This is a genomic window from Vibrio coralliilyticus, assembly GCF_024449095.1.
Classification (GTDB): Bacteria; Pseudomonadota; Gammaproteobacteria; order Enterobacterales; family Vibrionaceae; genus Vibrio; species Vibrio coralliilyticus_A.
Genome location: NZ_CP024627.1, coordinates 1,428,858 through 1,444,950, shown reverse-complemented (window position 1 = coordinate 1,444,950; position 16,093 = coordinate 1,428,858). Strand labels below are relative to the sequence as shown.

Genomic DNA, 16,093 nt, shown 5'->3' with positions numbered 1-16,093 from the left:
TTTTTTGATTTTCGTCACTTTACAACATTTGAAAGGGTGAATAAAACAGAAATGCAATGTCAGAATGGCACTAATTGCAATTCTTATCCACACTTAGTAATTATACCTAAAATTAGTAAGTGTCTTTCATGAGCGAATCATCAATGAAAAAAAATAAAGTCATTACCACAGAAGATATCCTTTTAAAGCTTTGCCAGTCCGTATCGAGTGTGCTGACTTCAGCAACCAGTTCTGATATCAGCTATTCCGCTATGGTACAAAAAATCACCAAAACGAGTCTCAAACCTGACTTCGGTTGTTTTGTACTGTTTGATGGTGGTTTCTCTGGGCTGGTTGTCATCAACTTTACTTCAAAAGCCGCTTTGGAGATTTATACCAATTACATGCGCAACATGGGTATGCCTGAGGAAGAATTAGCCGTCCTACATACTTCAGATGAGGTAGGTGATGTGCTTGGAGAGCTAATGAACCAGTTGGTCGGTGACTTCACCAACCAAGTAAGAAAAGCCCTGCAAACACATATTACGCAGAACCAACCTAAGATGCTGACGCTGAATAAGCAAGTCATCCTTTCCGTTGACACTAACTTAGACCGCCCTCAGGCTCGCCGTGTGACCTTCTCAACCGAAAACGGCAACATTTTCTACCTTGAGCTTGCTATGGACAAAACGGAGTTCATTCAACTAGAAGAATTTGAAACTCACGAAGATGAAACACCAGATTCGATTCTTGAACAAGCACAACAAAAGCTGAAATCTAAGAAAGAATCGCCAAAAGAACAGGCCGATAACGGCAACGATTTGTTAGATGAGCTAGGTATCTAATCTTTCTCAACCAAATCTGACTAAGCCGCTGTAATTTCAGCGGCTTTTTATTTTTGAATATATGGTTTCAAAACAAAATTTATCCTCTGGCAAGCCAAGAGTTTCGTTTTGATGTCAGAAGCGTTAAAATGGTCGACTTTGTAAAAATCAGTGAGATTTTCTGTTGTCGATGGATAAACAAAAAGCCCTCAAAAAAATTGCTAAGTGTTTAGAACTTGGTAACTCAGCCAATGTTAATGAAGCGGCGAACGCGATAAAAATGGCGCATCGCCTCATGCTCAAATATGGCTTAGATAAAGATGACATTGAATTCATCAAAATGGGCAAAACTAAATCGACAAACTTACTGCCTTCTAACATTAGCTCTACCCTACTCCGTATTATTCGCGGGATTAATACCAAATTTGGTGTAGAAGCCGTCTTAACCAACCACAAAGGCCTCAAGCGTGCTGAATTCATTGGTGAGGCTGATCGCGCCATCTTTGCAGCTTTTGCATTCGATATCATCTATCGTGAGATGAATGAGCAAACAGGTAAGTTTCGCAACAGCTTTGCGGGTACAGGCACGTCTACTGGTGAGGTATCTCGTCGGGTCAATTCCTTCGTTTCGGGTTGGGTTGAAGGGGCGCTTGAGAAACTACCGATCATCAGCCCTGATGATGACTCAAATAAAAAAATCGACGACTATATCGATAAAGAATTCAAAAACATTGATCGCGAAACGTTCAAAAAGCAACTTCGCGAAGCAATGAAAAACCTCACAGAAGACTATGAAGTCGGCCTAAAGAAAGGTCGTTCAGTCTCAGTCAGTCGTCCAATTGACGGGGCCCAAGCCCCTAAAATGCTACGATAAACTCTCCCCTCTCTTAAATTAGCTTGGCTGAATTCTCACCAGTTACGTTCAGCCAACGTTAACATTCAGTCAATTGATATATAATTAATTGACATAACAAACACTAGAGGGTTAATTCTACTCCCGTATAAGTCCACAGGTCAGTTTTGACTTATGCTGACAATGAAAGTGAAAGAATACATGGAGATGTTTTCGTGAAAAAAATGACTTTAGCACTTGCGGTAGCGATCGCACTCACTGGCTGTCAAGCAACACAGCGCCAGAATGCGACCACCGGTGAATCCGAAACAAATTCAGCTACCAAAGGGGCACTGCTCGGCGCTTTGACAGGCGCTGCAGTTGGGTTAGCGACAGGTGATGATGCAACAGAGCGCCGACAACATGCACTAATAGGTGCTGCCGGAGGAGCCGCCGTCGGCGGTGGTGTAGGTTACTATTTTGATCAACAAGAAGCGGCTCTTAGAAAAGAGTTGCTCAATTCAGGTGTTCAGGTTGAGCGTGTTGGTGAAAATCAGTTATTGCTTCGTATGGAAAATGGTATCGGATTCCAAACCAACTCGTACAACCTAGACCCTAGCATCCACAATACCCTACGCGGCGTGGCTAAGATTCTGGTTGAGTATCCAGATACCAGCTTAGTCATTGAAGGACATACCGACAGCACAGGTAGCGATACGACTAACCAGGTATTATCTGAACGCAGAGCTGAGTCTGTTCGCTCTTATCTATTATCACAAGGTGTTGCGGCTGGCCGCGCGATTGCACGAGGCAACGGCGAACGCTTCCCGCTATGCTCGAACAGCACTTCAGACGGTCGAGCTTGCAATCGAAGAGTAGAAATTAAGATTCTACCTCTTAAGGATTCTATCGATGAAAATGGCTTCTCTAGAAGCCATTTTTTTATTTGTTAGATAAATACATTACACTATAGATCAGGTAAGTCATTTTTAATGGTTTGGGGAATATCTTGAAATTTATCAGCCTTTTATTGTTAATGCTCTCCCCAATCACCTTGGCCGAGTCTATCGAAGTTTTAACGAATAAAGCTCAAAGCAATGACGTAGAAGCACAGATACAACTAGCCAACCAATACCTTAAGGGTAAAGATGTTCAACCCTCACAAGAAGACGCACTCTACTGGCTTGAACAAGCAGCCAACAACGGCAGCACTGAAGCTGCAGTACAACTCGCCTCTCTTTATCTTCAAAATGAGACTAAAGATACCCAGGAAGCCATATATTGGCTCACTAAACTCGCTGTATCCGGAAATACCCAAGCTCAATTCAATCTGGGCAAGGTTTACGAGAACATGCCTGACTCACCTGAAAATTTGGATCTAGCCGAAGTTTGGTACCGTACGGCCTCATCAGCCAATGAAGAGGCAGAACAAGCCTATGCCAGGGTACTGGAAAAGAAATTCAATGCCCAAAGAGCGAAACAAGTGTCATCGATCGGCCAGTTAGACGTCGCTTTTGATAATTCGACTATTGAGCTAAGCCCTGTCGCTAAAAGTAAGTCCCGTGCCAGTAACCGGAGTAATGACATCATTTATGCATTGATGATCATTTCAGGTGCATTATCAGTATTAGCATTCTGGCTGGGTCGCAAAGTACGTAAGTTAAAAGCATATTCAAAGCTCTCACATGATGATTTGTCTGGTGAGAAACGCAAACTAGAGTCTAAACTAAAAGACAAAGATAACCTGTTGAGACAACAAAAAAAACAGCTGGAAACCTTGTATCGCCAGTTTAAGAAGATGCAATCGTCTCAAGCACAACACATACCTAAACACAAGTCAGATACTCTCGCTACAGAACAAAAACTCTCGCTTGCGTGCGCTCTATTTGGCTTCAAAGTAGAGGCCATTCCTGCTGAAAAAGACATCAAAGTCAGATATAAGCAATTATGTAAAATTTACCACCCAGATTTGAAGGGCAGTGATGAGGAAATGAAACGCCTTAACAATGCACTAAAAGTCATCCTTGCCAATGTTAATAGATAGTTACAATTTAAAACTCGTTGAATTTAAAACAGACAGGACCCTTAGTTTCACTCACTTACGCAATCGATCTCCCTCCCACTTCAAGTAACAAAAAGTTAACTTACCTTCATCATGTATGTCATACTCTTCGCCGAAAATAACACCTGGTAAAACAAGGTGAGGAGAAATCTATGTTTACTATCGAAGGTATTTGCGATTGGTGCAAAAAGCCTAACCTAGTTACCAAACATGAGTATATTGACGGCCTTTGCCACCACTCCTGTATAGAGTGTAACGATCTAGCCAAATTAGACGTTCGCCAATTTAATATCGCAGAAACCCAGCAACGGGAGCGCCTTGCACAATCATAGTATCCGCTGTTGCCATGCTCTATGAGAAGAAATAGAACAGCCACCGTTTTCGCGGTGGCTTTGTTTTTGTGGTGAGGGTAATTATTTAGCTCGTCACTGCATCGGGTTGATGTTCCGGCGCTGCGGAAATAAAGGCTGGATGCTCCCTTAGTGACATTGTCACTTTATGAATAAGAGGATAACGGCTCAAATCCACACTGAATCGTTCTGCATTATAAACCTGTGGAACCAAACAAACATCGACTAGACTGATATCATCACCAACACAATAAGCACCATGTGTTTGCGCCAGTTTCTTTTCCAAACTATGAAAGCCCACATCGATCCAATGACGATACCATTGAGACTTTTGTTCCTCTACAACCGACAGCTCTTTACTTAGGTACTGCAGTACACGCAAGTTATTGATAGGATGGATATCTACAGCAATATCCTGCGCCAACGCTTTCACGATATAGCGTTTCTGCTTATCCAGTGGCGTCAGAAGATAACTAGGGTACTGCTCATCAAGGTAATCAATAATAGCTAGTGATTGATTCAACCTAACATCACCATCAATCAGCACTGGGACCAGTTCGCTGGCATTCAGGGCTTGAAATTGGGCGGAGTGTTGCTCTCCGCCATTGTTCACCAAGTGAATAGACTTCTGTATGTACGGCAACTGCTTGAGATTCAGAGCGATTCTAACTCTGTAAGCCGCTGATGAACGCCAGTACCCATACAATGTCAAATCAGACATCAGTACTTCACCACTTTTTGATCTATCGAACCAAAGATGGAAGCGCCAGAGGCATCCTTCATTTCCATTTTGATTCGGTCACCGAACTTCATAAAGCCAGTCGAAGGTTTACCATCCCGAATCGTCTCGATCATACGAACTTCTGCAATACACGAATAACCTACTCCTCCTTCTTCAATAGAAGTACCGTATTCTGTACCTTGCTTATTGGAGACGGTTCCTGAGCCTATGATAGCCCCTGCTGATAACGGACGAGTTTTTGCAGCATGAGCTATCAGATCAGGGAATTCAAATGTCATATCAACCCCTGCATTGGGGCAACCGAATGCTTCGTCGTTATAGAACGACAACAAAGGTAAAGTGACTTTCCCCCCATCCCATGCATCACCTAATTCATCTGGCGTTACAGCAACTGGAGAGAAGACAGAGGAAGGTTTTGACTGAAAGAAACCGAAACCTTTTGCCAACTCATTAGGGATCAGCCCACGCAGTGAAACATCATTCACCAACATCAGCAAGCGGATTGACTTCGCTGCTTCTTCCGCATTCGCCCCCATAGGGACATCGTCAGTGATCACAGCCACTTCCCCTTCAAAATCAATCCCCCACTCTTCACTGCTTACAGGAATATCATCTCTAGGACCGATAAACGCATCAGAACCTCCTTGATACATAAGTGGGTCAGTCCAGAAACTCGGCGGCATTTCGGCACCACGGGCCTTACGCACCAGCTCAACGTGATTGACATACGCACTGCCATCAGCCCACTGATAAGCGCGCGGTAAAGGAGACTCGCACAGGCTCTGTTCGAAAGGCATTTCAGCAACCAGCGTGCCTTCATTCAAGGCTTGGTAAACTTCGGTAAGTTGAGGTTCTACTTTTGACCATTGATCGAGCGCAGACTGCAAAGTCACAGCAATGTCTGCAACAGCCACACATTTCGTCAGATCTTTGCTGACAACAACCAACTGACCATCTCGAGTATCGTTTTTCAGGGTAGCTAACTTCATCATTGTTCCCTTTTATTTTTCTGGATGTGCTTTCCAGCTATAAACATATTCTGGGTTCTCTACAGCATGCGCTTCATCGCTGAACTTTAACGCATGTCGGGTATCGATCATCACAGCAACTTCGTCGGTAAACTTTTTCTTATACTCCTGTCCCGCTTTGAATGCTTTAGGATGAGGGCCATGCGTAAATCCTGCAGGGTGGAATGTCACCATGCCCGCTTCGATGTTATCCCTGCTGAAAAAGTCACCGGCATGGTAGAAAAGCACTTCATCGTAGTCATCGTTGTTGTGATAGAAAGGCACTTTAAGTGCTCCAGGGTCACTTTCAATCGGTCTTGGTACGAAGGTACAAACGACAAAACCTGCTCCTACAAACGTCGTATGCGCTGACGGTGGTAAGTGGTAGCGGTGAGACATTAACGGACGAATATCACGCCAATTAAGCTTCACAACAGAGAGATCACCGTGCCAACCAATCGCATCAAGCGGGTTAAACGGATAAGTGATCACACTCACTTGCTCGTGTCTTTTCACCTGCACTTGAGTTTGCTTCTCCGAATATTGCGCTTTGAAATGATCATCAATTGAAGGAATTTCCAACACGGCAGGATCAAACACCGCATGATTACCAACCATACCTTTTTCAGGCAATGAATAAGCGGCATCGGTATTCTCGACCATCAGAATGAACATTGGTTCAGAAGGCTCTAGGCGCCAGTTGGTCGAACGGGGAATCATCACATAATCCCCTTCGCCAACTTCTAGGTGACCGTAATCGCAATACAGATCAGCTTTGCCCTGATGGATAAACAGAAGCTCATCGCCATCAGCGTTGCGCACAAGAAAGTCCATCTTGTCATCCATACGCCAGATACGAATTTTACAGTCATTGTTATGCAGAAGATTCGGCACTGCCCATGGTGAAACCTGTACCGCTTTCTCAACCAGATTAAAATTAAACGCGCGAGGCCTTAGCTCCCCTTCCCATTCCGTCCAGCCTGTTGGTGCGTGCTGGTGATGGAAATGAGCTGCTGGGCCGAAGAATCCACTTCGACCTGCTTCGCGCTCATAAATTGCCTCTTCCGGAAAGTCAGCATGTGCCTGTTTGGAGCACACTCCCTCCCGGTGAGGGAATGTAATCCATTTATGCATCGCTCAATACTCCTCGGCGGATCTGATCTTCTTCAATCGATTCAAACAACGCTTTGAAGTTACCTTCACCGAAACCTTCATTACCTTTACGCTGAATGATTTCAAAGAAAACTGGACCAATGACCGTTTGAGTAAAGATTTGCAGCAAAATACCATCTTTCATTGGCGCACCATCGATCAAGATCTGCAGATGTTTTAGTTTCTCAACATCTTCCGTGTGGCCTTCAACTCTAGAATCGATTTTTTCGTAGTAAGTGTCCGGTGTTGGCATAAAGTCCATACCACGGTCGCGCAGCGTTTGTACGGTTTGGTAGATATCATCCGTTGTCATCGCAATGTGCTGGATACCTTCGCCATTGTATTCTCGGATAAATTCTTCAATTTGTGATTTGTCGTCAGAGGATTCGTTAATTGGGATTCGGATCTTTCCACACGGAGCCGTCATCGCTCGGCTGACTAGACCTGTCAACTTACCTTCGATGTCGAAATAGCGGATTTCACGAAAATTACCGATACGCTCATAGAAGCCGGCCCATGTGTCCATGTTACCTTGCTTAACGTTATGCGTCAGATGGTCAATTTCGTACATACCAACATCCGCTTTCTTCAAACGCGCTTCAGCATCATCATAGAAATTAAAGTCGACATCATAGATACTCTGCTTACCATAACGATCGACAAAATAAAGCAAGCTTTCACCAATACCATAAACCGCTGGTATGCTAAGCTCCATTGGACCAATTTGCGTCTTGTATTCTTCTGCACCATTCTCTAATGCATGTGCCATGGCTTTGGCAGCATCTGCCACACGGAATGCCATACCACACACAGATGGACCATGTACCTTAGCAAACGCTTCCGCTTGGCTATGGGGCTGTGCATTGACAATAAAGCTGATGTCTCCCTGGCGGTATAGCCACGCTTCTTTTGAGCGATGTTTGGCAATTTCCGCGAACCCTAGAGAAACAAACAAATCCTTCAACTGCCCGATCCCTTCATCTGTCGCAGCGGTGTACTCGACAAATTCAAATCCATCAGTTCCAAGTGGGTTATATGCTTGAGTCATTGTTTTTCCCTCAGTGATTAGTTACGTCCTTTCCTAATTAACTTGAACCAACTTGACCACTAAGGGAATAAGCTCACTCTAAATCGATTTTAAAAGTCAAACGCATGATTTTGTAAACAAAGCGTAACAAGACAGGAAAATAAAAAAAAGACCATTAGAAACAAACAATTAGACAAAAACAAAGGTAACATTTTATTTACAAAAGAGCATATACCTGCAACTTTTCACTCACAATCTAGTGTTTGGTATAGAGCTCCTAAGGGGCAAAGCAAAACAATATTTGGCGATGACAAAGCTCTTCACTAAAAGATGTTTCATCAACGCCACTGCGGCACTATCACGTGACTTGATTACTTTGTTAACGCTCCGTGTTAAAGCTGTATGACTGGATTTTTTGAAGAGTTTTGCTCATAAACACGATAGCGATAGATCCAACCAAAACAGGCGTAATTAAAAACGACCACCCATAACCAGCCAGCATGATTAAAATAGGGTTTGCTCCAGCTGGCGGATGCGTCGTTTTAGAGACCAGCATACATGTAATTCCCAGCCCAGTGGCGATAGCTAAGTTCATTGGATTTACATCCATATACTGAGAAAAAGTCACCCCAATGATCGCAGTGATTAAGTGACCCATAATAACATTTTTCGGTTGGGCAAGCGGACTCTGCGGTAAACCAAAAACCAGAACGGCTGTAGCGCCAAATGGAGCAATTACCAACATCACATTTTCTATATTACTCTCCAGCACCAAAAGAAAGCCAATAGCAAGTGATGCTCCAACCCCCGATATCAACGCAGACAAATAATGATTCATATAAACCTCTCCATTGCAAAAGTAGACCACTCTGTCTACTTATCTAGGGTAGACAATTTGTTCTACCTGCGTCAATATAGAAAACACGATTTTTGAGGTACCGTTTATGAGCAAGAAGCGAGATTTATTGCTAAGCACAGCACTAGAATTGTTTTATCGACATGGCATTAACTCCATTGGAATAAACGAAGTCATCAACGTTTCTGGGGTAGCGAAAAAAACACTGTACAGCCACTTCAATAGTAAAGAGGACTTAATACTTAAGGCTTTAGAAAGAAGGCACCAAACTTTTATGTATTGGTTGGAATCTAAACTCGAACACGCCACAACCAATTCTGAGTTGATTGAAGCATTGTTTTCTTCTTTAGAGAGTTGGTTTAATAGTAAGGAGCCTGAATTAGGCGACTTTAATGGATGCTTCTTTATTAATACCTCTGCGGAGTTTCGCGATACTGACAGTGAAATATCGAGCTATTGCCGCTTTCACAAAGAACAAGTCCGTCAATTTATTCAGTACAAACTTAGTGAAAACTCAGAGGAGTTACTAAACGCGATTTGTTTGCTAAAAGAAGGCGCTATTACAACCGCTTACATGTCGGGACATAGTTCAGAACTCATTAAAAGTAGTGTGGATACTTTGCATCGCCTGAGTGATCTGCTCCAGCAAGACTCGGGGTCACATTAGGTGTGTGATTCATAGACATCTTTTCAACTATACTGGGTGTCTATTGGCAGATAAATCAACCACTTATAACAAACATCCAATTACCACTTTCAACAAGAGGCTCATTCAAAAAGAAAAGACTACCAACTAAAAACCAAATCGCTATTAGCAAATCATTGATTGCTCCCAAGGCCTCATAACGACGTTGGATGACAGCATGTCGATTATCAATGTCTAGATCCAATTTCATAGTTTGACTCATTTCCACCTCATAAACGCTCCATGAGTGAATAAAATAAATATCAGGTTGCAAATGTCCATTGGCAACCTAACGCCTCGTTAAGTGGTGAACAACGCCCCCACTATGCTCTAGAAAACCGTCGAAAACACTGCACTTCAATCTGCAACTAAAAGTGCTTAGCGTTGTGAGTCCGTCTTGAACGCTTTGTTGCTTTCTTTCGAAACAGTGAAAGTGATGCCAGAACAACTAAAACAAACCAATGGATACTACCGCCGCTATAACCGCTGTCGTAGCTAACATTCGCTACCTTTTCCTCTTTGATGCGGATTTTGAACAAATCGAGTTCTGAACCAAGATTGTTCACCATATCTGTAACTGCCAAGTCAAAACCTTTTTCAGAGTTTTCGTAGAAGGTCTCCTCAATGCCGACGGCCGTGGACAAAGACCCAACATTACTCAAGCCAGGAGCTCTGAATAGCAACTTGCTGCTATTAATATCGAATACCGCAGTATCTACAAAAGTTTGAGTTGTATTTTGGTCTCCGGGGATTAAGTACATACCAACGATGGTCCAATAAAGTAGAGCAGCGTTGTTTTGACTACTACGCGCCACTTGGTCATACGAAACTAACGCCATAACTTGTACATCATACAACCTAGAAATTTGCTTTAAATTATCAAAACCACCGCCACTTCTTAGGTAGGGGTCGGATATAATTTCTATTCTGTTTACGTAGTCGAGCCCTAAAAATTCATTTTTTACTTTTGACAAAATTTCATGCTTTCGCTTACTAGATAAATCCAACTTGCCGTATTTTGAGCTAGGTACAAAGGCGATACCAACGTTAACTGGTAAAACCAAATGAGGAATTGTCGGCTGGTGTTCTTGATAATCTTTAGTATTGGGGTAGAGGAAGTCAACTAAGCTACTAGAAGCCGTTTCTTCACTTTGACCAAGCCCGCTACACCCAAATATAAAGAACGATAAAGCAAAGATAAACGCTATTTTCTTCATATTATTACCCCTTTATTAATACTAAAAACCCTTAAAAGCTACGCTAAGTTAAGTGGTGACTAGACGTGCGCGATGCTTGAGAAAACGAGTCCAGCGCACGTTTAGACATCCACTTAAACGCCTTGTTATAAGGGCTTATTCTGCCACCGATTTTTAAACAGCGCACAGTGGTTGGGAGAGTTTTGTGAAGCATAGAACACCGCATTCATCGCTGAGCCCTCGAGCCGAGTACGTACAGAAGTTAAGACACATTGATAGAGCGGTGGTAAATATTGACCACTACGCCACAGTGAAACTATGCCAGTAATTGTGAACCGCTAAACTTGGCAAGGTGTCCAGTAGTAACCATCGATTTCAACACACAAACCAACACCACAACAACGAGATTTGGCTAGCTAGATAGAAGGTCAGGTGGAAAACTTTAGAATTAGAGTACAAAAGCACAAAGCCTTGTAACACCGCATTAAGGTGTGAGCAACGCAATACCGATTCTGCCGCATACCACCTTAATCACTTAAACCACCGCACGGTGAAAATGCCACGCGTTGAGAATCCCTCTTAAACCCCTTGTTATGTGCATTTTTCGTTAGATGTCAGTTGACCGTATGAGAGTTCTAAACGTTCAATGAAAGACTCTTTTTGTCCGGAAGACCAGAAGCAAAGGTATCAACATACGACTTTTCAAAAACATCATATAAAAATCTATCTTCAGTTTTGGCTACATGAATAGGTGAATATGGCCTAAGAGCAATAAGAAAGTCGTCTAATTCATTGTCATCGATCAAATTGTATTAGTCTCCGTAATATCTACAGCGATACCGTTAATCTCTATCCAATAATGCGTGATAAGCCTATTTTCAGGTCGAACACCTGTAATACTTTTGATTTCAAGTTCTGGATAGAGTTTGAGGAAATGATAGACAAGGATCATTGACGTCAGTTTGCAATTCATTGCAGGAAAATCAGCCGTTACTAAATCTGCCTGCTCTGGGTCACAAGACTGAATTAGCTACCTGAGCTTAGCGGCCTCCCTTAGTATTTCATGCTTATTAATAGCCACAAACTCCCTCATGCACATAACGCCGAATTAATAAGGTGTTCGATTAATGTAAACTTTTAGAAAGTCAATATAGCTTTTTATTAAGATATCAAATTTAATAACCCATAGATGACTTAAATAACACTAAATCGCATTCTATATGTGACGTTAATAACGTTATTGTATTTTGAATGCATCAAGATAAAAAATAGTTTTAACTTTAATTAGTTAGGCAAATATAATTTTAAAACCAATCATAATAAATAATATATTAATCATGAAAATAACGTCTGTTATTTTAGCCTGCATGGCTTTGGGTAGTACAGCCAGTTTTTCCGAAGAAAATCATACCATTCGTTGTGATGCTAACCCTCCCGGTAGTGTAGTGATTATCGATGAGCGCTTATATGTAGTGGTCGATAATGCGCTATTGCGCCAACAAGATTACTGGCAAAACTTTATCAACGGCAAGATAGAGCTGTGTACAAGCCATGTCACTGATATGAGCGATTTATTTGCTCAATCACCCTATTTTAATTACGACATCAGTCAATGGGACACGCGCCGCGTGACCAATATGGATCGTATGTTTAAAGGGGCAACGCGCTTTAAGCAAGATTTATCCAATTGGTCGGTGGAAAAGGTCACTCGCCATAAAGACTTCGCCCTGCAAAGTGGCCTACCTAATTATTACCTGCCGCTATTTTCGCACTAATTTCTCTTAATAATGTCGATTCAACCTAGGAAATAACCATGAAAAAAAATCTTCTGTCACTGCTTGTTGGGGCGGCGGCGCTCGTCAGCCAGCAGGCTTATGCCATCGATATTTCAGTCAAATGCCCAGATCAGCCCGTCAATTCCGTAATACTCGAAAACGGTAAGGTGTATGTGGTGGTCGACAACACTTTGATTAAAAACCAAATTATGCTCGATAACCTAGAGCAAGGCCATATTGGCTTTTGTACCACCCAAGTCACTAATATGTCTTATATGTTCTATAAAAGAGCCACTTTTAATGCCGATATCAGCGATTGGGATACCTCGAATGTGACTCATATGACTTCGATGTTTTCTGAGGCTGAAGCTTTTAATCAAGATATCGGGCACTGGGATACCTCGAATGTGAATAGTATGGGCTCGATGTTTTATGGTGCTGAAGCTTTTAACCAAGATATCGGGCATTGGGATACCTCAAATGTGACTAGTATGGGCGCGATGTTTTTTAGTGCTGAAGCTTTTAACCAAGATATCGGGCACTGGGATACCTCTAATGTGACTTACATGTCTCAAATGTTTAGGGAGGCTAAAGCCTTTAATCAAGATATAGGGCACTGGGATACCTCGAATGTGACTGACATGTCTCAAATGTTTTGGAATGCTGAAGCTTTTAATCAAGATATCGGGCACTGGTATACCTCTAATGTGACTGATATGAGTTTTATGTTTATGGGTGCGGAAGCTTTTAATCAAGATATAGGTCGTTGGGATACGTCTAATGTAACTGCTATACATTCAATGTTTTATGGTGCGAAAGCTTTTAACCAAGATATAGGTCAGTGGGATACCTCGAATGTGACTACTATAGCTTTTATGTTTAAGGGGGCTGAAGCTTTTAATCAAGATATAGGGCACTGGGATATCTCGAATGTGACTCGTCTGACTGGTATGTTTCATAAAGCTAAAGCCTTTAATCAAGATATAGGACACTGGGATACCTCGAATGTGACTGATATTATTAATATGTTTGCGGGTGCGGAAGCTTTTAACCAAAATATCGGTGATTGGGATACCTCGAATGTGACTAGTATGTTTGCTATGTTTCATAAGGCTGAAGCTTTTAGCCAAGATATAGGTCGCTGGGATACGTCTAATGTGACTTACATGTCTCAAATGTTTAGGGAGGCTAAAGCCTTTAATCAGGATATCGGTCAGTGGGATACCTCGAATGTGACTGATATGCGTTCAATGTTTGAGGGTGCTGAAGCTTTTAACCAAGATATTAGCAATTGGAATGTTAGCCAAGTAACTCAGTATACCGATTTTGCTAAAGACAGCGTATTGACTGAGGAGCAGTTGCCTATGTTTGCCCAGTAGCGGTTGATCTATAGATTTACTGCTTATCTCTATGCAGTGGCCAACTAAAATTGGCCACTGAAAGATTCCAATACCACGACACATGGAGATTGTTGAGGCAAAAATGCCTAAATTGCTGAGGCGTCAGTTCTCTATTAGAAAGCAGCTTTGAGTTTCAATAAACACCTATTTATATCGCCTTAATGGCTAGGGCAACGCCTATGATCGTGGTTTTCTTCTTGTTAGCTGGTCGTTTCCACGACATCCAAAGCTACCAAATTGAAATTTGTTGCCTGAATAAACCACTCATGCCAATGCATCGATTCCTTAAAACCTTCAAAGTGGGATCTACTGCCATCAAACTTCGCGTTCATAATTTCATCAATCGGGTACTCTGGTGTTTCGTGGGCGACAGGTGCAATGTTATTTAACCAAATGAGGCTTTTTTCATCAGACACGTTGTATAGAGTCATCTCCCCTATTTTGAACAATTAGGTCGCTTCCATTTGTACTTGGGTGCTGTTTGCTGATGAACATACCACTGAGAGCATGATAACCTTCGAGCCAACTCTGGAAACTTCTTTGATAGACACATTATCAAAGCTCATCTTCTCAAAATTGGTATTAAACTCCATATAACCTCCTATCAGCTAACCTAAAACATTGTGCTGTAAACGCTTAAGCTGATTTGAACTAAAAATGTCATGCGTTGCAAATTGATCCGCACCATCAGTTTTGGACACTGCGTTAAGTGAGTACAATCACTAACAAGGTGGACAATGACAACCAAGAAAACACGAATCAAACATGCTCCCGAATTTAAAGCCGAAGCACTTAAGTTGGCTGAGAAAGTCGGTGTCGCTGCTGCACGACAGCTATCGTTATATGAATCTCAAATCTATGGGTGGCGTAAAGCCGTTAAGAAAGACGCGAAGATCAGCGACAGAGAAAGAGAGCTCGCCACTGAAAATGCCAAACTCAAACGATTACTGGCTGAGCAAGCTGAAGAGCTAGATATCGTAAAAAAGGCCGCCACCTAATTCGCGAAAAATCTAAAGTAGATTGTTATGAGTTTATGCTCGAACACCTGATGCGGTATAGGGTTGTCCGTATGGCTAAGGTGTTTGGGGTTTCTCGAAGTGGGTTTTATTACTGGATTAATCATCGCCACAAAGTCACTCAACGCAATGAGCACCGCAAACAGCTTGATAGCAAGGTTCGAGAAGTTTTTGCAAATAAAAAGGAACGCGATGGTGCACGGCGTATTCAAAAAGAACTTGAAGAGAATGGGAACAAGCACAATGTAAAAACCATTGCTGTGAGCATGAAGCGCCAGAGCTTAGTCGCGAAAGCCGCCCGTAAGTTTAAATGTACGACAGACAGTAAGCATAAGCTTCCTGTCGCACCGAATTTACTTGAGCAAGATTTTAATGCGACAGCGCCGAATCAAAAATGGGCTGGCGATATTACTTATCTAGCGACAACCGAAGGTTGGATGTATTTAGCTGTTGTCATCGACTTATACTCACGGCAAGTCGTTGGTTGGTCAATGAACACTAGAATGACGGCGACTCTGGTCTGTGATGCGCTATCAATGGCATTATTCCGCAGAGGTATGCCAGAAGGGGTGATTATCCATAGCGATAGAGGTAGCCAGTATTGTTCAAAAGACTACCGAGACTTAATTGCAGCCCATAATCTAAAACAAAGTATGAGAAGGAAAGGAAATTGTTGGGATAACGCTTGTGTTGAAAGCTTTTTCCACTCAATGAAAGCAGAAGCCGTCCAATACGAGCCGATAATGACGCGAGAAGAGATGCGCCAAGCACTTTTTGAGTATATCGAAGTTGATTATAATCGAACAAGAATGCACAGTGCCCTTGGGTATCTAAGCCCAGTTAAGTTTGAAAAACAATATGTCGCTTAATGCGCTGTCCAGTCTGGCTGGAGCAGATCAAGGCCAACTGCACCGCAATAACCACCCAAGCCGAATAACAACTAAATCACTATTTTTGCGGTAGTTCGCTGAAGCAAAAAAGCTAACCAAGTTGAGAGAACAAACTTCCAATAAATCAACTTGGACAAGGCACTGAAAACGGAAAACACTCAGCCACTGACGGCAAAGCTTGCCAGTTGAATGAAACTTTCACCCGAAAAAGCTAGAGCCACATAGCTGCTGAAATTCGCGACAAACAAGATTATTGAAGTGGCTGATTAAAAAACCAAAAACCGTACTCGCCTAAAGCAA

The 16,093-nt window shown here is 42.3% G+C and carries 17 protein-coding genes and 1 pseudogene; 9 read left to right on the top strand and 9 right to left on the bottom strand.

Annotated features, from left to right (window positions below; translation table 11 throughout):
- Positions 1–143 precede the first annotated feature (143 nt).
- From CTT30_RS06990 to CTT30_RS06970, 5 genes are all read left to right on the top strand, one after another.
- Positions 144–824, top strand: a complete 681-nt coding sequence (locus CTT30_RS06990; protein ID WP_239836538.1) for a DUF3334 family protein — start codon at positions 144–146, stop codon at positions 822–824.
- Positions 825–993: 169 nt separating this feature from the next.
- Positions 994–1,677 carry a DUF2786 domain-containing protein gene (locus tag CTT30_RS06985; protein ID WP_239866699.1) on the top strand — a complete coding sequence of 228 codons (684 nt, stop codon included), beginning with the start codon at positions 994–996 and terminating at the stop codon, positions 1,675–1,677.
- Between the two features lie 194 nt (positions 1,678–1,871).
- Positions 1,872–2,588 (top strand): YiaD family glycine zipper/OmpA-like lipoprotein, encoded by a 717-nt coding sequence (locus CTT30_RS06980; protein WP_252036476.1) that lies wholly within the window; start codon positions 1,872–1,874, stop codon positions 2,586–2,588.
- A 56-nt stretch (positions 2,589–2,644) separates the two neighbouring features.
- Complete coding sequence (locus CTT30_RS06975; protein ID WP_252036475.1) at positions 2,645–3,679, top strand: J domain-containing protein; 1,035 nt, start codon at positions 2,645–2,647, stop codon at positions 3,677–3,679.
- 170 nt (positions 3,680–3,849) lie between these two features.
- A complete protein-coding gene (locus CTT30_RS06970; protein ID WP_252036474.1) occupies positions 3,850–4,029 on the top strand; it encodes a hypothetical protein in 180 nt (59 codons plus the stop codon).
- Positions 4,030–4,114: 85 nt separating this feature from the next.
- Here CTT30_RS06970 and maiA read toward each other — a convergent pair whose 3' ends face one another.
- The 5 genes from maiA to CTT30_RS06945 form a co-directional block, all read right to left on the bottom strand.
- Entirely contained in the window at positions 4,115–4,768 is a 654-nt protein-coding gene (gene maiA, locus CTT30_RS06965) for a maleylacetoacetate isomerase (protein WP_239875677.1), read from the bottom strand.
- The gene (locus tag CTT30_RS06960) at positions 4,768–5,778 is read right to left on the bottom strand and encodes a fumarylacetoacetate hydrolase family protein (RefSeq protein WP_239866795.1); all 1,011 of its coding nucleotides are present in this window, start codon (positions 5,776–5,778) and stop codon (positions 4,768–4,770) included. Before CTT30_RS06960 ends, maiA begins: the two co-directional genes overlap by 1 nt.
- Positions 5,779–5,790: 12 nt before the next feature.
- Positions 5,791–6,930: a homogentisate 1,2-dioxygenase gene (locus CTT30_RS06955; protein WP_252036473.1), complete on the bottom strand. Its 1,140-nt coding sequence runs from the start codon at positions 6,928–6,930 to the stop codon at positions 5,791–5,793.
- Positions 6,923–7,996 (bottom strand): 4-hydroxyphenylpyruvate dioxygenase, encoded by a 1,074-nt coding sequence (gene hppD, locus CTT30_RS06950; RefSeq protein ID WP_252036472.1) that lies wholly within the window; start codon positions 7,994–7,996, stop codon positions 6,923–6,925. Before hppD ends, CTT30_RS06955 begins: the two co-directional genes overlap by 8 nt.
- Positions 7,997–8,354: 358 nt before the next feature.
- Positions 8,355–8,813 (bottom strand): HPP family protein, encoded by a 459-nt coding sequence (locus CTT30_RS06945; RefSeq protein WP_239866704.1) that lies wholly within the window; start codon positions 8,811–8,813, stop codon positions 8,355–8,357.
- Positions 8,814–8,919: 106 nt separating this feature from the next.
- On the opposite strand from CTT30_RS06945, the gene CTT30_RS06940 reads away from it, so the two are divergent.
- Positions 8,920–9,498 carry a TetR/AcrR family transcriptional regulator gene (locus tag CTT30_RS06940; RefSeq protein WP_252036471.1) on the top strand — a complete coding sequence of 193 codons (579 nt, stop codon included), beginning with the start codon at positions 8,920–8,922 and terminating at the stop codon, positions 9,496–9,498.
- Between the two features lie 64 nt (positions 9,499–9,562).
- Here CTT30_RS06940 and CTT30_RS06935 read toward each other — a convergent pair.
- Together CTT30_RS06935 and rhlP are read right to left on the bottom strand one after the other, a co-directional pair.
- Positions 9,563–9,739, bottom strand: a pseudogene (locus tag CTT30_RS06935) (YrhK family protein); the annotation flags it as partial.
- A 145-nt stretch (positions 9,740–9,884) separates the two neighbouring features.
- Complete coding sequence (gene rhlP / locus CTT30_RS06930) at positions 9,885–10,733, bottom strand: rhombotarget lipoprotein (RefSeq protein WP_252036469.1); 849 nt, start codon at positions 10,731–10,733, stop codon at positions 9,885–9,887.
- 1,316 nt (positions 10,734–12,049) lie between these two features.
- On the opposite strand from rhlP, the gene CTT30_RS06925 reads away from it, so the two are divergent.
- Together CTT30_RS06925 and CTT30_RS06920 are read left to right on the top strand one after the other, a co-directional pair.
- The gene (locus CTT30_RS06925) at positions 12,050–12,487 is read left to right on the top strand and encodes a BspA family leucine-rich repeat surface protein (protein ID WP_252036468.1); all 438 of its coding nucleotides are present in this window, start codon (positions 12,050–12,052) and stop codon (positions 12,485–12,487) included.
- Between the two features lie 38 nt (positions 12,488–12,525).
- Positions 12,526–13,866, top strand: a complete 1,341-nt coding sequence (locus CTT30_RS06920) for a BspA family leucine-rich repeat surface protein (protein WP_252036467.1) — start codon at positions 12,526–12,528, stop codon at positions 13,864–13,866.
- A 221-nt stretch (positions 13,867–14,087) separates the two neighbouring features.
- Here CTT30_RS06920 and CTT30_RS06915 read toward each other — a convergent pair whose 3' ends face one another.
- Together CTT30_RS06915 and CTT30_RS06910 are read right to left on the bottom strand one after the other, a co-directional pair.
- A complete protein-coding gene (locus CTT30_RS06915; protein WP_252036466.1) occupies positions 14,088–14,318 on the bottom strand; it encodes a hypothetical protein in 231 nt (76 codons plus the stop codon).
- 18 nt (positions 14,319–14,336) lie between these two features.
- Positions 14,337–14,480 carry a hypothetical protein gene (locus tag CTT30_RS06910; RefSeq protein ID WP_252036465.1) on the bottom strand — a complete coding sequence of 48 codons (144 nt, stop codon included), beginning with the start codon at positions 14,478–14,480 and terminating at the stop codon, positions 14,337–14,339.
- Positions 14,481–14,624: 144 nt separating this feature from the next.
- On the opposite strand from CTT30_RS06910, the gene CTT30_RS06905 reads away from it, so the two are divergent.
- Positions 14,625–15,772, top strand: a protein-coding gene (locus CTT30_RS06905) for an IS3 family transposase (RefSeq protein ID WP_252036464.1) whose coding sequence is annotated in 2 segments (ribosomal slippage) — positions 14,625–14,865 and positions 14,865–15,772 — 1,149 coding nt in all. Because the reading frame shifts where the segments join, the coding sequence is not laid out codon by codon here.
- The last annotated feature ends 321 nt before the right edge of the window (positions 15,773–16,093 follow it).